The sequence below is a fragment of the Streptomyces sp. ActVer genome (genome assembly GCF_027270795.1).
Lineage (GTDB): Bacteria > Actinomycetota > Actinomycetes > Streptomycetales > Streptomycetaceae > Streptomyces > Streptomyces umbrinus_A.
Map to the genome: position 1 here is coordinate 1 of NZ_JAPWHT010000206.1, position 17,299 is coordinate 17,299.

14 protein-coding genes and 5 pseudogenes are annotated in these 17,299 nt (G+C 70.4%); 8 read left to right on the top strand and 11 right to left on the bottom strand.

Features of this window, described 5'->3' with window-relative positions; all coding sequences use genetic code 11:
* The first annotated feature begins 881 nt into the window (after positions 1-881).
* A complete protein-coding gene (locus tag O3Q52_RS29220; protein WP_269651691.1) occupies positions 882-1,367 on the top strand; it encodes a hypothetical protein in 486 nt (161 codons plus the stop codon).
* A gap of 364 nt (positions 1,368-1,731) precedes the next feature.
* Here O3Q52_RS29220 and O3Q52_RS29225 read toward each other — a convergent pair.
* Positions 1,732-2,008: pseudogene (locus O3Q52_RS29225) on the bottom strand (M20/M25/M40 family metallo-hydrolase); the annotation flags it as partial.
* Between O3Q52_RS29225 and O3Q52_RS29230 the strand changes: the two are divergent.
* Positions 2,009-2,692 (top strand): annotated as a pseudogene (locus O3Q52_RS29230) (MFS transporter); the annotation flags it as partial. It abuts the pseudogene before it with no gap.
* A 95-nt stretch (positions 2,693-2,787) separates the two neighbouring features.
* On the opposite strand, the gene O3Q52_RS29235 reads toward O3Q52_RS29230, so the two are convergent.
* Positions 2,788-3,603, bottom strand: a complete 816-nt coding sequence (locus tag O3Q52_RS29235; protein WP_269651692.1) for an SAM-dependent methyltransferase — start codon at positions 3,601-3,603, stop codon at positions 2,788-2,790.
* A gap of 234 nt (positions 3,604-3,837) precedes the next feature.
* Here O3Q52_RS29235 and O3Q52_RS29240 point away from each other — a divergent pair, with 234 nt between their 5' ends.
* A complete protein-coding gene (locus tag O3Q52_RS29240; RefSeq protein ID WP_269651693.1) occupies positions 3,838-4,587 on the top strand; it encodes a transglutaminase domain-containing protein in 750 nt (249 codons plus the stop codon).
* 237 nt (positions 4,588-4,824) lie between these two features.
* Here O3Q52_RS29240 and O3Q52_RS29245 read toward each other — a convergent pair whose 3' ends face one another.
* Together O3Q52_RS29245 and O3Q52_RS29250 are read right to left on the bottom strand one after the other, a co-directional pair.
* Complete coding sequence (locus tag O3Q52_RS29245; RefSeq protein ID WP_269651694.1) at positions 4,825-6,135, bottom strand: FtsX-like permease family protein; 1,311 nt, start codon at positions 6,133-6,135, stop codon at positions 4,825-4,827.
* 5 nt (positions 6,136-6,140) lie between these two features.
* Positions 6,141-6,932, bottom strand: coding sequence for an ABC transporter ATP-binding protein (locus O3Q52_RS29250; protein ID WP_269651701.1), 792 nt, complete (start codon positions 6,930-6,932; stop codon positions 6,141-6,143).
* A gap of 307 nt (positions 6,933-7,239) precedes the next feature.
* Here O3Q52_RS29250 and O3Q52_RS29255 point away from each other — a divergent pair.
* Positions 7,240-7,455, top strand: a pseudogene (locus tag O3Q52_RS29255) (inorganic phosphate transporter); the annotation flags it as partial.
* Positions 7,456-7,560: 105 nt separating this feature from the next.
* Here the strand turns inward: O3Q52_RS29255 and O3Q52_RS29260 are convergent.
* On the bottom strand, positions 7,561-8,961 hold the full coding sequence (locus tag O3Q52_RS29260) for a transposase (RefSeq protein ID WP_269651695.1): 1,401 nt from the start codon (positions 8,959-8,961) through the stop codon (positions 7,561-7,563).
* A gap of 39 nt (positions 8,962-9,000) precedes the next feature.
* On the opposite strand from O3Q52_RS29260, the gene O3Q52_RS29265 reads away from it, so the two are divergent.
* Positions 9,001-9,141, top strand: coding sequence for an Arc family DNA-binding protein (locus O3Q52_RS29265; protein WP_269651696.1), 141 nt, complete (start codon positions 9,001-9,003; stop codon positions 9,139-9,141).
* A gap of 99 nt (positions 9,142-9,240) precedes the next feature.
* Positions 9,241-9,528 (top strand): annotated as a pseudogene (locus tag O3Q52_RS29270) (polyphosphate kinase 2); the annotation flags it as partial.
* A gap of 93 nt (positions 9,529-9,621) precedes the next feature.
* Here the strand turns inward: O3Q52_RS29270 and O3Q52_RS29275 are convergent.
* On the bottom strand, positions 9,622-11,091 hold the full coding sequence (locus tag O3Q52_RS29275; protein ID WP_269651697.1) for a HAMP domain-containing sensor histidine kinase: 1,470 nt from the start codon (positions 11,089-11,091) through the stop codon (positions 9,622-9,624).
* Positions 11,092-11,799, bottom strand: coding sequence for a response regulator transcription factor (locus O3Q52_RS29280; RefSeq protein ID WP_055610892.1), 708 nt, complete (start codon positions 11,797-11,799; stop codon positions 11,092-11,094).
* A 191-nt stretch (positions 11,800-11,990) separates the two neighbouring features.
* On the opposite strand from O3Q52_RS29280, the gene O3Q52_RS29285 reads away from it, so the two are divergent.
* Entirely contained in the window at positions 11,991-13,259 is a 1,269-nt protein-coding gene (locus tag O3Q52_RS29285) for a glycosyltransferase family 4 protein (protein WP_269651702.1), read from the top strand.
* Positions 13,260-13,638: 379 nt separating this feature from the next.
* Here the strand turns inward: O3Q52_RS29285 and O3Q52_RS29290 are convergent, their stop codons facing one another.
* Complete coding sequence (locus O3Q52_RS29290; RefSeq protein ID WP_269651698.1) at positions 13,639-14,274, bottom strand: FMN reductase; 636 nt, start codon at positions 14,272-14,274, stop codon at positions 13,639-13,641.
* Positions 14,271-15,377: an LLM class flavin-dependent oxidoreductase gene (locus O3Q52_RS29295; RefSeq protein WP_269651699.1), complete on the bottom strand. Its 1,107-nt coding sequence runs from the start codon at positions 15,375-15,377 to the stop codon at positions 14,271-14,273. The genes O3Q52_RS29290 and O3Q52_RS29295 overlap by 4 nt, the downstream gene beginning before the upstream one ends.
* 196 nt (positions 15,378-15,573) lie before the next feature.
* Between O3Q52_RS29295 and O3Q52_RS29300 the strand changes: the two genes are divergently transcribed.
* The gene (locus tag O3Q52_RS29300; protein ID WP_269651700.1) at positions 15,574-16,431 is read left to right on the top strand and encodes an AraC family transcriptional regulator; all 858 of its coding nucleotides are present in this window, start codon (positions 15,574-15,576) and stop codon (positions 16,429-16,431) included.
* An 81-nt stretch (positions 16,432-16,512) separates the two neighbouring features.
* Here O3Q52_RS29300 and O3Q52_RS29305 read toward each other — a convergent pair whose 3' ends face one another.
* Both O3Q52_RS29305 and O3Q52_RS29310 read right to left on the bottom strand, forming a co-directional pair.
* Positions 16,513-17,001, bottom strand: coding sequence for a hypothetical protein (locus O3Q52_RS29305; RefSeq protein WP_269651703.1), 489 nt, complete (start codon positions 16,999-17,001; stop codon positions 16,513-16,515).
* Positions 17,002-17,221: 220 nt separating this feature from the next.
* Positions 17,222-17,299: pseudogene (locus O3Q52_RS29310) on the bottom strand (phosphatidate cytidylyltransferase); the annotation flags it as partial.

Genomic DNA, 17,299 nt, shown 5'->3' on the forward strand with positions numbered 1-17,299 from the left:
TCGCTGATGAGGTGCTCGTAGTCGGCGACTACATCGGAGACAGCACCCGAGCCGAAATCGCCTACGCCCGGTCGCTGAGCAAGCCCATGCGGTTCACGCACCCCGAAGTCGACCCTGACGCCTGACCGCCCGCTGCCACCTCGACAACCAGGGCCGGCAGCCCGCCGCCTGACCGTCTCGCGGTGGCTTCGGCCGCCGCCCACCCCACACCCCCTGCAGGCATCACTTGGAATTGATCATCTATCCCAATTCCGTCTTGCCCTCACGTCCGCACCCACAGCCAGGCACACTGTCCCGCAGAGAAGAAAGCGGGAGCACATGGACGGGACAACAGCGATTCGCCTCGGGCTGCGACACTGCCGCACAAGCCTGACTGAGAAAACCAAGCTCCAGGATTCAGCCGCCAGAAGGAAAACCTTCTCCGCCGCACTGCAACAGTTCGAGGAACAGATGAAGGCGGCGGAGGTCGTCTCACCCGCCACTCGCCCCATCAACCTGTACTACGGCCTCGTCCAGGCCGGGCTGGCAATAACGGCTGCCCATGCAGAAGGAACATGGACCTTCGACAAGCACGGCCTGAAGATCCCAGACATGAAGCGCGGCGTTCCTGACATCGCCGTCCGGCCCGAGGGCGTGGGGCCTTCCAGGCGGTGTCCGACGCCACAGGATCCGAGCGCACGACGGACGCCATCACTCTCGGGGCCTTGTGGAACTCGCTCCCTGAGCTCGCGGAGATCCCCCTCGAAGGAACGAACGACATCCTTGCGGTCGAGCTCATGGCGGACCGCCGCACATCTACCGAAGCCACAGACGTCTGGTCGGCCGACCATATCGCTGAGTCCGCTGAATTCCTTTGCGCGACTGCCTGGGTGAACGAGGAAATGCCCTCACGGCCAAACCGCAAAGCGTGGCTGCAGGACTTTATTACCAAGTACCCGGGCCTGGAGGGCTCAGAGCCGTGGGGTGGCGAGGAGGAGGCATTCAGAGAGGCGCGCGCCCGCCGCTTCTCCGTCGAGCTCTGCTGGCTGGCCCCGAAAAGGGGCATGCAGACAGGAGAGATCGCGGAGCTCTTCGACGCCCGGGCCCCTGTCTACCGCTTCAACGAGGACCGCCACCTGCGGCCGGCGTTCGAACCCAGCACAGCACCACCGACACCGCTGATGTCCTGGTGGCTGCTCCTCTACAGCTTCTCCATGCTGGCCCGCTACCAGCCCCGCCAATGGACCGACGCCTTGGACATCGACAAATCCCCCGACGCCGCAGCCCTGGAGTACGCCCTGGACGCCACGCTCGAAGTGATTCCCCACTTGGTACTGGAGGGTCTGCGTCAGACGCCGATCCTGCTCTCCAAGCCGCTCGCCTTGTAGGCGGCCGGGGCACATCCAGGGCACATGAGCCTGGGAAACGGCGTTGACCCGTGAGAACTACCGAGAGGAGTTTTCCCAGGTCAACGCACATCCCACCGAGAAGCCCCAGGTCAACGCCCTCCCGCCCCCAATCGCTGCACGAGTGGCAGGACTTCAGCCACCGGTTGCACGAGGCGGGGCACCAGCCGTACTGCCTGGTGTGGCCCTGACCTGAACTGGGTTATCTGCGAATCGGGCGGAGCTTTCGGGCTCCGCCCTCGTCATGTTCCGGGAGGGGCCGTCAGGGTGACGGGCCCCTTGAAGGCACATGAGTCCGGGCGAGGGCACCGAGGCCCCCGCCCACAGGTGTGGGTCGTTGCCGGGTTCAGCCGCGCAGTGGCTGTGTCAGGCGGATGAGCAGGCCCGCGACCAGGACCGTCTGGGCCGGCACCGTGTCCGGGTAGATGAACTCGCCCTGGGCGTGGGCGCCGTGCCCGACCGCGCCCATGCCGCAGAGCACCGGCAGACCGAGCGCGGCGACGAAGTTGGCGTCGCCGGCGCCGCCGACGGCGGTGTCGGGCAGCTCTCCGCGGCCCTGTTCGCGGGCGAACCTCTCGGGCGAGGTCGAGGAGAGGGGCGGAGGCGGCGTTGAGAGGCATCGGCAGGTGCTGTTCACCAACCTCGCCTCGATCGCGTTCGGTTTCTCGATGTTCGCGATGTCGCTGGTGCTGCCGCAGCTGCTCCAACTGCCCGAGCAGACCGGCTACGGCCTCGGCAAGTCCATGATGACCGTCGGCCTGGTGCTGGCCCCGCAGGGTCTGGTGATGATGGCGATGGCGCCGGTCTCCGCCGCGATCACCAGGACCAAGGGCCCGAAGATCACCCTGATGACGGGTGCCGTCATCGTCGCCGCCGGCTACGGCCTGAACATCCTGCTGATGTCCGAGGTCTGGCACCTCATCCTGGTCTCCTGCGTCATCGGCGCCGGTGTCGGCTTCGCCTACGGCGCGATGCCCGCGCTGATCATGGGCGCGGTGCCCGCCTCCGAGACGGCCGCCGCCAACAGCCTCAACACCCTGATGCGGTCCATCGGTACGTCGTTCGCGAGCGCCGTCGCCGGTGTCGTACTGGCGCAGATGACCACGGACTTCGACTCGTTCGCGCTGCCGTCCGAGAACGGCTTCAAGGTGGTCATGGCGATCGGTGCGGGTGCGGCGCTCCTGGCGCTGGTTCTCGCCGCCTTCCTCCCGCGGCAGCGGACGGCCGCGCAGGCCGTGTCGCCGGCCGGGGACACGGGCGACAGCGGTCAGGCCGAGGTCACGGAGGTGGCCGGAGTGAAGTCGTAACGCCCCCGCGTCCCGATACGCGCGCCCTGTACGCAGCCAGGCGGCCGCTTCCCGTGGGAGGCGGCCGCCTGGGTGATTGAGTGTCCGTGCAATCGTCAGGGCTTGCGGCCCAGGCCCCCGTGCTGGCCGATCGGCGTCGGGGCCGTGTCCGACTTCTCCGGGTGCCAGAGCGGGACCGAGACGACCCCGGGCTCGACGAGTTCGAGGCCCTCGAAGAACGCCTCGATCTGGGAGACGGGACGCAGGAAGTACGGGACCGCGCCGGTCTCGTTGTAGCCGTCCTGGGCCGCCTCGTACGCCGGGTCCGTGCCGCGGGAGCCGTCGTTGATGCACAGGTAGCTGCCCGACGGGAGGCCGTCCACGAGGGCCCGTACGAGGGTGCGGGCCTGGTCGTAGTCGCCGACGTGGCCGAGGATGCCGCTGAGGATCAGGGCGGTCGGGCGGGAGAGGTCCAGGGTCCGGGCGGCCTCCGCCAGGATGAGGTCCGGCTCGTAGAGGCTGGAGTCCACGTAGTCGGTGGCCCCCTCCTTCGAGGAGGTGAGCAGGACGCGCGCGTGGGCGAGGACCAGCGGGTCGTTGTCGACGTAGACGATCCTGGACTCCGGCGCGAGGCGCTGGGCGACCTCGTGGGTGTTGTCGACGGTCGGCAGGCCCGTACCGACGTCCAGGAACTGCCGGACGCCCGCCTCCTCCACCAGATGACGGATGCTGCGGCCGAGGAAGGCGCGGCTGCTGCGGGCGATGGTCACGATGCCGGGGAAGACAGCGGTGTACGCGTCGCCGGCCTCCTCGTCCACGGGGTAGTTGTCCTTGCCACCCAGCCAGTAGTTCCAGATCCGCGCCGAGTGCGGCACGGAGGTGTCGATTCTCTGCCTCGCCGCCGGGCCGGTCGAGCTCTCGTGGTCGGTCATGGGCACCGTCTTCTCATCCAAGGCGTGTACGGACACGCACAAACATAAGGTTCAAGATTCACCGATCAAGGTCCAATCTCCAAGATACGTACGGCATTTCGCACTTCGCGCGCCGACCCCGGTGCCGCGGGCGGGTGCGGGGCGGTCGCACGGCCGTGTGCCATCGCCCCGGACCGGCCGGAGGGGGCGTGTGATGATGGCGGAAGTCGTGGAGAGATGCGGGGGTGGGCGACCATGACCAGCCGGTTGCTGATGCCGTACCGGAGCGCCGGACGCGCTGCACGGTCGGGCGTACGGCGGGTGGCCCGGCCACCGGAGGTACGGGGTTCGACGCGGGCCACCGAGATCCTGGACTGGGCGGATCCGGCGGTCACGGCCCTGGTGAACCGGGTCCGGGGGCGGGCCTCCGCATCCGAGACGCTGCGCGTGGCGCACGGGATCGTCGCGCGGGAGATCCGGCCGGTGTACTCCGTGGAGGACCGGCGGCGGGTCTCGACGACACTGCGGCTGGGGCGCGGTTCGTGCAGTCAGCGGATGGCGGTCCTTGAGGCGGTCGCCCGTGCCGTGGGCATCCGCACGCGGGTACGGGGCCTGCTCGTCGACGGCGTCTTCTGGTATCCGAGGTTCCCCCGGCTGAAGCCGCTGGTGCCCGAGCAGGTGCTGCTGGCCTGGCCGGAGTTCCGGCTGGAGGGCGCGTGGGTGCCGATCGGCGAGCTGTTCGGGAACGCCGGCGGCGACGGCGGGTTCACCAACCGGGGCGGTGAGACCCTCTTCGACGCGGTGGCCCGTACGACGGTCGACTGGGGCGGTGCGACTGCCTGCGGCGCCACGGGTGGGGACTGCGATCTGTCGGCCCAGGTCCAGACGGACCTCGGTCACTTCGACTCCCGCGACGCGCTGTTCGCACAGCACGGCCAGACACTGTGCTTTGCGGCGCGCACGGTGACGGAGCCGGTGCTGGGACGGTGGAGCGCGGGGGCCTGAACGTCTCCGGTGGGCATGTGGTTCTTCGGGTGCGGGCCGGTGGGGGCTGGTCGCGCAGTTCCCCGCGCCCCTTAAATGCAAGGGCTACCGCCCCCTGAAAGCAAAAAACCAGGGCTACCGCCCCCTGAAGACAAAGGCCGGGGCGGTAGCCCTGGCCTTTGTCTTCAGGGGGCGCGGGGAACTGCGCGATCAGCCCCCACCCACCCGCACCCGAAGAACCGCCCACCCGGCGGAGCGTCACGCGGCCAGCGAAACCGCTCCGACCGCCGGTGTCCGGAGCGCCCGCCGGGCCGTCACCAGGCTGGTCACGAACACCGCCGCCCCCGCGACCCCCACGATCCCGAACCAGATCCCCAGGCCTTCGTCCGGGAGGACGGAGTCCGTGCGGACCATCGTGAAGGGGATGATCCCGGCGAGCCCGGCCGCCGTGCCGAAGAAGACACCCGTCACCGTGAGGACGAGGGACTCGATGCCGATCATCCCGAGGACCTGACCCGGGGTCGCCCCCGCCAGCCGCTGCTGGCCGAACTCCCGGCGCCGGTAGGTCGTCGCCGCGTACAGCGAGTTGATCAGCATGATGCAGGAGAAGACCACGATGATGCCGACGACCACGAGGTTCAGGGTTTCGAGGTTCTTGGCGTCGATGGACTTCGGGACCCCGGAGGCGTCGATGGCGTCGTTCTCGACGGCCTGCATGTAGAGGGTCGCCGTCGCCATGCCGGTGAAGAGGATCAGCGGCATGAGGACCCCGGACAGCTGCGCGGCACGCTCCCGCATCGTGCGTACGGCGAGGTAGCCGCTCGGGCCCGTCGGCGGAAGCCGGTCGAGCAGGGCCCTCAGCAGCTTCGGCGAGAGCAGCGCGAAGCCGACCGCGAGCAGGATCGCGCCGTACGCGGCCGGTGCCATCAGCGCGGCTGCGGTCGAGGAGAACGCGAAGGTGGAGCAGACCGACAGGCCGCCGAGGACCAGGGCGGCGCGGACGAAGAACGTCCGTCCCCTGCCCCGGGGCCCGGTCTTCCGGGTGGCCCGGCGCACCGCGAGGAACGCCGCGCCCGCCGCCGCGAGGACCGTGATGTCGATGCCCGAGAGCAGCGCGACGGACCCGAAGGTGTAGTCGACGGACTCGGCGACCTGCCCGCTGTCCTGGAAGAGGTCGAGCAGCAGCCGGCCGCCGAGCATCGCGGGACCGATCGCCAGCAGCGCGCCCACCAGGGAGACAGCCACCGACTCCCCCACGACCATCCGCTTGATCTGTGCGGGGGTCGCACCGGAGCAGCGCAACAGCTCGATCTCGGCGGAGCGTTGACGGACGTTCACCGTCAGGGTCGAGGCGACGGCGAAGAACACCAGCAGGGTGCCGTAGCCGCCGACGACGCCCGCCGCGGTGGAGAGGCTCTCCGCGCTGGTGGAGTCGACGCCCTTGGCGCCCGCCGTGTCGTGCATCGAGTTGAAGGTCATGATGATCGCCGCGCCCAGGAAGGCGGACAGCAGCGTCGCGCCGAAACGACCGGGGCGTCGGCGGATGGAGCGCAGGGCCAGAGCGAACATGACGGTCACACCCCCGCCATCACGTCGTCGCCGAGGTGCGCGAGGCGCTCGGCCACCGCGTCCGCGGTCGGCCGGTACATCTCACCGGCGAGCCTGCCGTCCGCGAGGAACAGCACCGAGTCGGCGTACGAGGCCGCCACCGGGTCGTGGGTCACCATGACGACCGTATGGCCGTGGACCCGTACCGCCTCCTGGAGGAGCCGCAGGACGTCCCGCGCGCTGCGGGTGTCGAGGGCGCCGGTCGGTTCGTCGGCGAAGATCACGCTCGGCTCGGTGACCAGGGCTCGGGCGATGGCGACGCGCTGGCGCTGGCCGCCGGAGAGCTGGTCGGGCCGGTGGCCGAGGCGGTCGCCGAGGCCGACGGCGGTGAGGATCTCCTCCACCCGGGCCCGGTTGACGCGGCGGCGGGCGAGCTTGAGCGGCAGGATCGTGTTCTGGGCGACGGTGAGGGTGTCCAGCAGGTTGTACTGCTGGAAGACGAAGCCGATCCGGTTGCGCCGGAACTTCGTCAACTCGGCCTCGGTGCCACCGGTCATCTCGGCGCCGTCGACCACGGCGATGCCGCTGTCGGGCCGGTCGAGACCGGCCGCGCACTGCAGCAGCGTGGACTTGCCGGAGCCCGAGGGCCCCATCACCGCGGTGAACGTGCCGCGCGGCAGGGCGAGCGTCACCCCGTCGAGGGCGGTCACCGCGTTCTCCTCGCCCCCGTAGGTCTTGGTGACCTTCACCAGCCGCAGCGCCTCGGCGGCGGGGCCCGTGCCGTGCTCGTGGTTGCGTCGATCGGTTCGGCGAAACATCGTCATCAGCCTCCGTCGGGCACCGTCCGTGCCCCGCTGTCCGGGCACTTCCTGTGCCCCGCGAAAGACGCTACGGAGAAGGCGGAGCGGGCACATTGGGCGCAGAACCCGTATCGGGGGGTGTACTCAGCGACACCTGTCCGGGAGGGAAAACCCGTTCCGGCCGAAGGCAAACCCCGGTCCTGGAGGCGGTTCCGGGCTCCGCACCGCCCGGAACAGCGGACTTGTGGGGTGCATGACCACACGCATGCGTACCCTTTGCCTCCGCTTCGCCGCCCGTACGCCTCGACTTGCTTGCATCGACGGCATGGACCACATCACGTTCCTTGTGGCCGTCGTCATCGTCACGGCCCTCGCCTTCGACTTCACCAACGGCTTCCACGACACGGCGAACGCGATGGCGACCTCCATCGCCACCGGCGCGCTGCGGCCCAGAACGGCGGTTCTGATCAGCGGCGTACTGAACGTCGTCGGCGCGTTCCTGTCCACCGAGGTGGCGAAGACGATCTCCGGCGGCATCGTACTCTTCGACGGGTCCTGGGCTGATGCGTCTACAGCCGCTCCGCGGCAGGCGGGCGGACGTGGAGCAGGTGATGGGTCTCTTGTACAGACGACGCATACCGGTGGCTCAACGGCAGCCTTCGAGCGGATGTGCGTCGACGACAGCGTGGACCTGATGAAGATCTGATTCTCGGTGTCGCGGGGCGAGCAGCGTGCGCGCTTCACGATCCAGCAGGCCAGCAGGTCGACCCCGTACGGCATTGACATCCTCCTCCTCGTGAACAAGGGGGATTCCAGCCCAGGCGGGCTGAGGTTCACGGGCACTCGACCGCTGGCGTGGTGTCACCCCTCCGGCATGCCCTGCCGCGACGTTGACTGCTGCATTGGTGTCCGCGTTGCACGCGAACCCGCAGGATACGCAGACGAACTCGGCTTGGCTCTTGCGCGAGTTCTTCTCGATCCATCCGCAGGCGCTGCATCGCAGGGACGTGTACGGGGCCGGGACGTCCTCGACCCGGCCGGGGGCTTTGTGCTCGGTGCGCTGCCTCAGCAGGCCCCATCCCTGGGCGAGGACGGCCCGGTTCAGTCCGGCCTTCTGCCGGACGTTCCATCCGGGCTGCTCTGCGGTGCCCTTGGCGGAGGCCGTCATGTTCTTGATGTTCAGCTTCTCGAACCGGATCACGTCACAAGTCCGGGCGAGCATGGTCGAGGTCTTCTCGCACCAATCCTTGCGCCGGTTCACCTCGCGGGCCTTGAGCCGGGAAACCTTGGCGTACTCGGCCGTCTTCTCCGGGCTTCCTTTGGGGGCGCGGGAGGCTCGGCGCTGGTGCTTGCGGATCTGGGCGCGTTCCCTGACAGTGAGCTGCGGGCAGTTCAGAGTGCGACCGTCTGACAGCGCGGCGGTGATCTTCACACCCCGGTCGACGCCGATGACCTCGCCCGTACAGGGCGCTCCGATGGGTTCGGGGACGACGGCGAAGGCAATGTGCCACTGCCCGTTGCGGAAGGTGACCCGGAACGTCTTCGCCTCGGGCAGCTCGGGGCGCGTGAGACGGAACCGCACCCAACCGCAGCCGGGCACCTTGGCCTGCGCCCAGCGCCGGTTGAGCTTCTGCACCACGACACTGCGACTCATCACCTGCTTGCCCTTGCTGTTGAGCAGGGGCGTCCCGTCCTCCTCAAAAGCCGTTACGCGGTCGGTTCCGATCACCCGGAATCCTTCGTGCCGGTACTTCTTCCGCCAGGTCGGCTCACCGAAGCCGGAGGCGAAGCGGGCCTGCTTGGCCCTCGCGAAGTCCTGGAGGGCCTGCTGCTGCACGTCGGCGTTTCCGGCGCGCAGCCACTCGTTCTCCCGCCGGGCCTCGGTGAGCTGGCGGCACTGCTCGGCGAAACCGGGCGCCGACTTCTTGCCCCTGGCCCAGTGCGCGTGCTGCTGGACGGCCAAGTTCCACACGTACCGGGCATGCGCGCAGTGATCCAGGAGCTGGGACTCCTGCGCACTCGTCGGGTACATTCGAAACCGTGACATGCCATCAAAATACCATCACAGAGCGGGTACCGTGGCGGAATGAAACAGATCACGCTGAGGCTCCCCGATGAACTTCACGCTTGGCTGAAGGCCCTCGCCGAGCACGAGCACCGCTCCCTGCACGCCCAAGTCCTCCACATGCTCCAGAGCGCCAAGGACAATGAAGGTACGGGGGACTGACGGTTAGGCATTCCCAGGTGCCGCTGCTCCTCGCCGTGCCGACAGGATTAGATTCGCCCCGGCCGACAGGAGGCTGGGACACCCTCTCAGGCCTCCTGGTGGAAGCTCAGCCCCATGGACGTCGCGTCCCTGGACCTCTGGGACGACTACACCGCCGCCAAGGTCGCCATGTTCCGCGAGACGGACACCGAGCAGGCCCCGTGGACCGTGGTGAAGAGCAACGACAAGAAGCGGGCCCGCGTGGAGGCCATGCGCAGTGTGCTGGCCCGCTTCGACTACACGGGCAAGGACGACGAGGTGGTCGGAAAGCCGGACCCGCGGGTAGTCGGCGCGGCGGCGACCCTCCTGGAGGCGGGCGAGGACGACGAGTTGCAGGAGGGCTGGTAGGGGGCTTTCGGAGGAACGCTCGGCCGGGCGCCAGGAGGGGCTCGCGGAGGAGTGCTCGGGGCCGGCAGTGGTCCGGAGGCGTACGCGGACGTCTCAGTCCTCGCCGCCCCCGCCCCGGCCCACCGTGAACCCGATCGCGGACCCCCCGCCCTCCCGGCGCCGGGCGAACGGGTCTCCGCCGTGGGCGGCCGCCACCTCGCGGACGATGGACAGTCCGGGCCCGGAGCCGGGCAGGCTCCGGGCGTCCGGCGCGCGGTAGAAGCGGTCGAAGACCCGGTCGAGGTCCTCCTCCGCGATACCGGGCCCACGGTCGAGAACCTCGACGCGGACGGCGGCGCCCACGTCGGCACCGGCGCTCGCTCCAGGCGTTCCGACTCCCGTGACCACGATGTCGATCGGCTCGCCCCCGCCCCGGTCGAACTTCGCCGCGTTGTCCACGAGGTTGGACAGCGCCCGCTGCAGCGCGCCGGGCCGGCCGTCGACCACCGTGTCGCCGGACACCCGCACGGTGACGGCCCGGCCCGTCCGCCGCCTCGCCGCCACCGCCACGTCCTCGGCGATGTCGGCGACGGCCACCCGCTGGAGCGGCTCCCGGTCCGACTGGCCGGCCGCGAGGTCGACCAACTCGTTGACCAGGTCGGTGAGTTCGCGGGACTCCTGGGCGAGGTCGGCGACCAGTTCCCCACGGGCGGCGGGCGGCAGTTCGTCGATCCGGCGGAGCATCGAGATGTTGGTGCGCAACGAGGTCAGGGGCGTACGGAGTTCATGGCCCGCGTCCTGGACGAGGCGCCGCTGGTCCTCCTCGGACTGGGCGAGGCGGCCCAGCATGCGGTCGAAGGAGCGGCCGAGCCGCGCCACCTCGTCGTACCCGGCGACCGGCACCTGGATGCCGAGCCGACCGGTGCGCGCCACGTCCTCCGCGGCACCGGCGAGCCGGACGAGCCGCGAGGTGATGCGCCGGGCCAGCCACCAGCCGAAGAGACCGGCGGCGATCACGACGGCGCCCACCAGCAGCACGGTCCGCTGCTGGAGTTCGCGCAGCAGGTCCTCGGTGTCGCTGAACTCCTGCGCGATCTGCACCGCGCCCAGCCCGTCGCCGAGCGAGACGGTGGCCACCCGGTACATACCGTCGCCGACGTCGACGTCACGGTGTTCCACCAGTTGACCGGCCTGCCGCGCGGCCGCGGTCCGCTTGTCGTCGGCGCCGACGGGCAGCGGCGGATGGCCCCGGTCGACGACCGACGCGTCCGGTCCGAGGACCTGCACGACCGTGCCGCTCGGCCTGATCAGTTCGTCGCGCGGGCCGCCGTCGGCGTCCGCGGTGGCGAAGTCGGCCGGGGTCAGCGCGCTGTGGCGCACCTCGTCGAGCAGGTCCTGCACGACACCCTCGAACACGGTCTGCTGGTCGACGCGTACGAGCCGGGCGGCGGCGTCGTACGACAGGAACCCGACGAGGACGGTGACGGCGGCCGCCACCGCCGCGAACGACACCGTGAAGGTGGTGCGCAGCGAGGTCAGCCGGGCCCGGGCCACCCACCGCCTCAGGCGCGCGCCGGACCGCACTCAGTCCTCCCTCAGCACGTACCCCACACCGCGCACCGTGTGGATCAGGGAGGGCGCGCCCGGCTCGTCGAGCTTGCGCCGCAGATAACCGACGTACACGGCGAGGTTCTTGGAGCCGGGCCCGAAGTCGTAGCCCCAGATGCGGTCGTAGATGGTCGTGTGGTCGAGGACGATGCCCGCGTTGCGGACGAGCAGTTCGAGCAGGTCGAACTCGGTGCGGGTGAGCTCGACCTCGTGCGGGCCCCGCCACACGCGACGGGCCTGCGGATCGATGCGCAGACCCGCTGCGGCGATCTGGCCGTCGGGCATGCGCGGCGGTTCACTGGGTACGTCGACGGGGGCGCCCGTACGCCGGAGCAGGGCCCGGAGCCGGGCGAAGACCTCCTCGACGTCGAACGGCTTTACCACGTAGTCGTCGGCGCCGGCGTCCAGACCGGCGATGCGGTCCGCGGTCTCGACGAGTGCGGTGAGCATCAGGATGGGGGTGCGGTTGCCCTCTGCACGCAGGACGCGACAGACCTGGAGGCCGTCGATGCCCGGCATCATCACATCGAGAACGAGCACGTCGGGTGGGGTGCGGTGGGCCTGCGCGAGCGCCTCGACGCCGTCGGCGACCGCCGTGACCGCGTATCCCTCCAGGGTCAGGGCCCGCTCCAGGGCATGGCGGATCGCACGGTCGTCCTCGGCGAGCAGCAGATTCTGGGGCACGGGACCAGTCTGCCAAGCCCTGCGGAACGTACTACCTGCTGGAGAGGGGTACGGCCGGGCCTCTTACCCGGCTCTCACCCTGCCGGGACCAGTGGCTTACCTCGCCCAGCCACTGTGTCCCCGATGCCGGGGGCGAGCGCCGCAACGGGGAGGCAGCGCACCGCATGAAACGTAGGGAGACCACCGAACGCATGAGGATCGTGTTCCTTCTGCACAACGCGTACGCCATCGGGGGGACCGTCCGCACCACGCTCAACCTCGCGACGGCGCTCGCCGGGCGGCACGACGTGGAGATCGTGTCGATGAGGCGGCACCGGGACGAGCCGAGGTTCACCGTCGACCCGCGGATCACGGTGGTCCCGCTGGTGGACGAACGGGACGGCAGCCAGGACCTCACCGACCCGTCCTACGGCCGGCCGGCCGTCGACTTCCCCGCCTCCGACAGGCGCTACGAGCAGTACACCCGGCTCACCGACCTGCGCGCCGGCGACTATCTGGCGGCCTGCGACGCGGACGTGGTGATCGGCACCCGGCCCGGCATCAACGTGTACGTGGCCCGGTTCGCCCAGCGCCGGGCGCTGCGGATCGCCCAGGAGCATCTGCGGCACGACTCGCACAGCAAGCGGCTGCGGGGTGTTCTGGCCCGCGCCTACCGCTCGCTGGACGCGGTGGTGACGACGACGGAGGCGGACGCCGAGGTGTACCGGCGGCGGATGCCGCTGCCGGGCGTCCGGGTCGCCGCGGTGCCGAACATGGTGCCCGCGCCGCAGGGCCTCACCCGGGACGGGACCACGAAGGTGATCACCGCGGCCGGCCGTCTGGTCCGCGGCAAACGCTTCGACCTGCTGATCGAGGCCTTCTCCGCGGTCGCCTCGAAGGAACCCGACTGGCAGCTGCGGATCTTCGGCGGCGGCCCCGAGCGGGAGCATCTCCAGCACCTGATCGACGGCCTGGGCCTGGCCGGGCACGCCCGCCTGATGGGTCCGCGTACGCCGATCGAGGCGGAGTTCGCCAGATCGGCGATGGTGGTCTCGGCCTCGGACGCGGAGTCGTTCGGGATGACCCTGGTCGAGGCGATGCGCTGCGGGGTGCCGGTGATCAGCACGGACTGCCCGCTGGGCCCCGCCGAGATCATCACGGACGGCGTCGACGGCCGCCTCGTCCCCGTGGGCGACGCCCGCTCCCTGGCCGAGGCGATGCTCGACCTGATCACGGACGACCCGCTACGGCAGGCAATGGGCGAGGCGGCGCTACGAAGTTCCCACCGCTACGACGCCGACCCGATCGTCGAACGCTACGAGGCCCTGTTCACGGAGCTCAGGGCCACCCGCGTCCGCCGCACCTGGACCCGCGGCCGGGTCCGCGCCGCGGGTTGGGCCCGCCGCCAGACCCACCGCTTCCGCCGCACGACGACCACCCGAACCCCCACCATCAACACCACAAGACCCACAGGACCGTGACGCCCGGGGCTCCGAGGGCGTCACACCCAGTACGCCGGGCGGCCCACATGGGTTCCCAGCCCCCCAGGACCGCCCGGCTCCCGCACCGGCCCGCCCGGCTTCCCGGCCCGGTGCAACGAGCCGCCCGCTTTCGCACGGCGGGCGGCTCGTAGGGGAGTCGTGATATCTGCGGCTCCGGCCGAGGGGCACGCGTCCCGTGAAGAGCGGGGCCGCGCCCCGTCAGAGGCGCGGGGAACTGCGCGACAAGCCCCCACCGCCCCGCAGCCAAAACACAACCGGCCGACCCCGAAGAAATCCCGGGGTACCCCAAAAACCCGCCCGGCCGACCGGAGGACGCCCCCAGCACCCCCGGCCGGCCGGTGCGGCAACAACGCGAGCCCTACTCGCTCCTCAACGCGGCAAGCTGCTGCTCGAACGGAACAACCTCGAACCCACCACCCCGCACGAGCTCCGCCCCGCCATGCGTCGGCAACGAAACCGGAACCGCCCCGGACCGCCCGGCCGCCAGGCCGTTCATCAGCCCCGCCAACTCCCCCGCGGCCCGCCCGATCCGCTCAACGAGCCCCTCGGCCCCCCAGTCCTCCGAAGCCGCGTACACCCCGGTGGGCACGACCACGGCCCGCAGATACGCGAACAGCGGCCGCAACGCATGCTCCAGGACCAGCGAATGACGGGCCGACCCCCCGGTCGCAGCGACCAGCACCGGCTTCCCGGCCAGCGCGTCCGGGTCCAGCACGTCGAAGAAGGACTTGAACAGACCGCTGTACGAGGCGGAGAACACCGGCGTGACGACGATCAGCCCGTCCGCCGACGCGACCGCCTCCAGGGCGGCACCCAGCGCGGGCCCGGGAAAACCGTTGGTGAAGTTGTGCGCGATCTCGACCGCGAGGTCACGCAGCTCCACCACCTGGACGTCGGCCGAGGTGCGCTCGGCAGTCGCGTTGGCCAGCCGGTCGCCCAGCAGCCGCGTGGACGACGGAACACTCAGCCCCGCGGAGACGACGACGAGCTTCATGACGAGGTCACCTCCTTGCCGGCGTCGGCCGCGGCCGACGCGGCGACACGCGACGCATGCGTCGGCGCCTCCGGCACCCCGGCCGGACGCCGCTTCGCGAACTCCTCGCGCAGCACGGGCACGACCTCCTCGCCCAGCATGTCGATCTGCTCCAGCACGGACTTCAGCGGCAGCCCGGCATGGTCCACGAGGAACAACTGACGCTGGTAGTCACCTGCGTACTCCCGGAAGCCCAGCGTCTTCTCGACGACCTGCTCCGGAGAGCCGACCGTCAGCGGGGTCTGCTGGGTGAAGTCCTCCAGGGACGGCCCGTGCCCGTACACCGGCGCGTTGTCGAAGTACGGCCGGAACTCCCGGACCGCGTCCTGCGAGTTCCTGCGCATGAACACCTGGCCGCCGAGCCCGACGATCGCCTGCTCCGCCGTGCCGTGCCCGTAGTGCGCGTACCGCGACCGGTACAGCTCGACCATCCGCTTGGTGTGGTCGGCCGGCCAGAAGATGTTGTTGTGGAAGAACCCGTCGCCGTAGTACGCGGCCTGCTCGGCGATCTCGGGCGAGCGGATCGAGCCGTGCCAGACGAACGGCGGCACGCCGTCCAGCGGCCGGGGCGTCGAGGTGAACGACTGCAGCGGCGTACGGAACTTGCCCTCCCAGTCGACGACTTCCTCGCGCCACAGCCGGTACAGCAGGGCGTAGTTCTCGACGGCGAGGTTGATGCCCTGCCTGATGTCCTTCCCGAACCAGGGGTAGACGGGCCCGGTGTTGCCGCGCCCCATCATCAGGTCCACGCGCCCGTCCGCCAGATGCTGGAGCATCGCGAAGTCCTCGGCGATCTTCACCGGGTCGTTGGTGGTGATGAGGGTGGTGGAGGTGGAGAGGACGAGGTTCTCGGTGCGCGCGGCGATCCAGCCGAGCATGGTGGTCGGCGACGACGGCACGAACGGCGGGTTGTGGTGCTCGCCGGTCGCGAAGACGTCGAGCCCGACCTCCTCGGCCTTCTGCGCGATGGCGACCATGGCCTTGATCCGCTCGTGCTCGGACGGCGCGCGACCCGTGGTGGGGTCCGGCGTGACGTCGCCGACGGTGAAGATCCCGAACTGCATGGCTGCCTCATCCTCCGCAGGTTGTTTACTCTTCAACTATACCCGCCAACGATGGACCCCGCCGCGCTATTCCCAGCCTCCGCCACCCCGGGCACCCGGGCATCCCGGTGCCCGGACGTGCCCGGACCCCGGGCCCGGGCATCCCCGCGCGCACACGCCCCGCGCCGCTGTCAGTGCCCCGTCCTACCATCCCGATATGGCCGCTCCACGCCGTGACGCAAACCATGACACCAGCCGCGACACCAGCCGCGACACCGACCGCGACACGAGAGGCATCGTCGACGCCGCGGAGTTCCTCGCACATGTGGACTTCCGCCGCCCCGAACCCGCCGAGCCCCTCCGCCGCCACGTGGAGTACTACTGGCTGATCGACTGGGACCTCCCCGAGCCGTACGTCTCCCATGTGGTCCCGCACCCCGCGGTCCACGTCGTCTTCCAGCAGCTCGAGGGCCAGGACCCCTTCGTGGAGTTCGCGGGCATCCAGCTCGGGCTCTTCACACAGAAGCTGGAGGGGCGGGGCCGGGTGTGCGGCATCAAGTTCCGGCCGGGCGCCTTCCACCCCTTCGCACCGCGGCACCCGGTGTCCGACTGGACGGGCAGGCGCCTGCCCCTGGCGGAGGTCCTCCCCGCCGCCCGGGACGACCTCGACGCCGTACTCACCCCGCCCGACGAAACGGCCCGCGTGTCCGCGCTCGACACGTTCCTCCTGGGCCTCGCCCCGGCCCCCGACCCCCGCGCCGACCTGGCGATGGCCCTGGTCGACACCATCCGGACCGACCGCACGATCCGCCGCGTCGCCGACTTCGCCCACGCCCAGGGCATGACGGTACGAGCGATGCAGCGCCTCTTCTCCACCTACGTCGGCGTGGGCCCCAAGTGGATCATCCTCCGCTACCGAATCCACGAGGCCCTGGAGCACGCCGAGTCCACCCCGTCCACCGACTGGGCCACCCTCGCGGCAGACCTCGGCTACGCGGACCAGGCCCACCTGATCCGCGACTTCACAGCGACGGTGGGGGTACCTCCGACGGCGTACGCCCAGAGCACGCACTGAGGGCGCGGCCGGGCCCTCAAGGGGCGCGGGGAACTGCGCGCTCAGCCGAAACTCACCCGCACCCAACACCCCACGCCGCCCCTAGAAGACATACGTGTCCCCGGTGTCCAGCACCAGCACCTCCTGCCGGTCGTTGTGGTGGTTGCGGTCCACCGCGCCGCCGCCCCACACCGTGTCGATGCCCAACGTCACCTCCGAGGGCGCCCCCCTCAGCCGTACGGCCATGGTGATCGCCTCCCCCCACCCGTCCGCGGGCAGCGCCCCAGTGCGGCACATCACCGTGCGCACCTCCGTCCGCGCGCACCCGGCCGGCAGCCCCTGCTCGTCCGCGAGCGGCACCGACCACCGCAGCCGCACGGTCGCCTCCGCGATGCCGGAGGGGCCGTGGTTCTGCGGGGTCATCCGCAGGTCCACGCGTCCGCCGGTCATCGACAGGTGCCCGTGATAGGCGAGATCGGCCTCGGGCGCCACGGCCGGGGCCGCGTCCACGACCGGTGCCGCCGTGGCAGTCGCAGCCGGAGAGGCCAGGGCCACCAAGGCAGCCGCACCCAGCCCACAAAGAATCCGCATCCGCATGTGTCATGTCCTCCGCGTCGACCCGCATGTCTCCGTACGTCGACGGATGTATGCCACCTGGGCCGCACGACAGGCGCCGCCCATCAGGTGAGACGCCCGACGGGGCCGTACACCCCGCCCGCCTATCCTGGCCGGTGAAGCAATCGACCGTACGAGCGAGCGGCGGTCCCGCACCGCGGCCGCGCCCGCACCCTCCCCCGAGGGGCAGCCCATGACCCATCAGGCCCTCGCGCGTCTTGCCGGGGCTGATGCGCGGGGCGAGCTTGTGCTTGCCGAAGCGCCAGCCGACGGC

Coding starts and splice junctions, on each gene's coding strand:
- O3Q52_RS29220 (WP_269651691.1), top strand. CDS start 882: ATGCCCTCACGGCCAAACCGCAAAGCGTGGCTGCAGGACTTTATTACC.
- O3Q52_RS29235 (WP_269651692.1), bottom strand. CDS start 3,603: ATGACCGACCACGAGAGCTCGACCGGCCCGGCGGCGAGGCAGAGAATC.
- O3Q52_RS29240 (WP_269651693.1), top strand. CDS start 3,838: ATGACCAGCCGGTTGCTGATGCCGTACCGGAGCGCCGGACGCGCTGCA.
- O3Q52_RS29245 (WP_269651694.1), bottom strand. CDS start 6,135: ATGTTCGCTCTGGCCCTGCGCTCCATCCGCCGACGCCCCGGTCGTTTC.
- O3Q52_RS29250 (WP_269651701.1), bottom strand. CDS start 6,932: ATGTTTCGCCGAACCGATCGACGCAACCACGAGCACGGCACGGGCCCC.
- O3Q52_RS29260 (WP_269651695.1), bottom strand. CDS start 8,961: ATGTCACGGTTTCGAATGTACCCGACGAGTGCGCAGGAGTCCCAGCTC.
- O3Q52_RS29265 (WP_269651696.1), top strand. CDS start 9,001: ATGAAACAGATCACGCTGAGGCTCCCCGATGAACTTCACGCTTGGCTG.
- O3Q52_RS29285 (WP_269651702.1), top strand. CDS start 11,991: ATGAGGATCGTGTTCCTTCTGCACAACGCGTACGCCATCGGGGGGACC.
- O3Q52_RS29290 (WP_269651698.1), bottom strand. CDS start 14,274: ATGAAGCTCGTCGTCGTCTCCGCGGGGCTGAGTGTTCCGTCGTCCACG.
- O3Q52_RS29295 (WP_269651699.1), bottom strand. CDS start 15,377: ATGCAGTTCGGGATCTTCACCGTCGGCGACGTCACGCCGGACCCCACC.
- O3Q52_RS29300 (WP_269651700.1), top strand. CDS start 15,574: ATGGCCGCTCCACGCCGTGACGCAAACCATGACACCAGCCGCGACACC.
- O3Q52_RS29305 (WP_269651703.1), bottom strand. CDS start 17,001: ATGCGGATTCTTTGTGGGCTGGGTGCGGCTGCCTTGGTGGCCCTGGCC.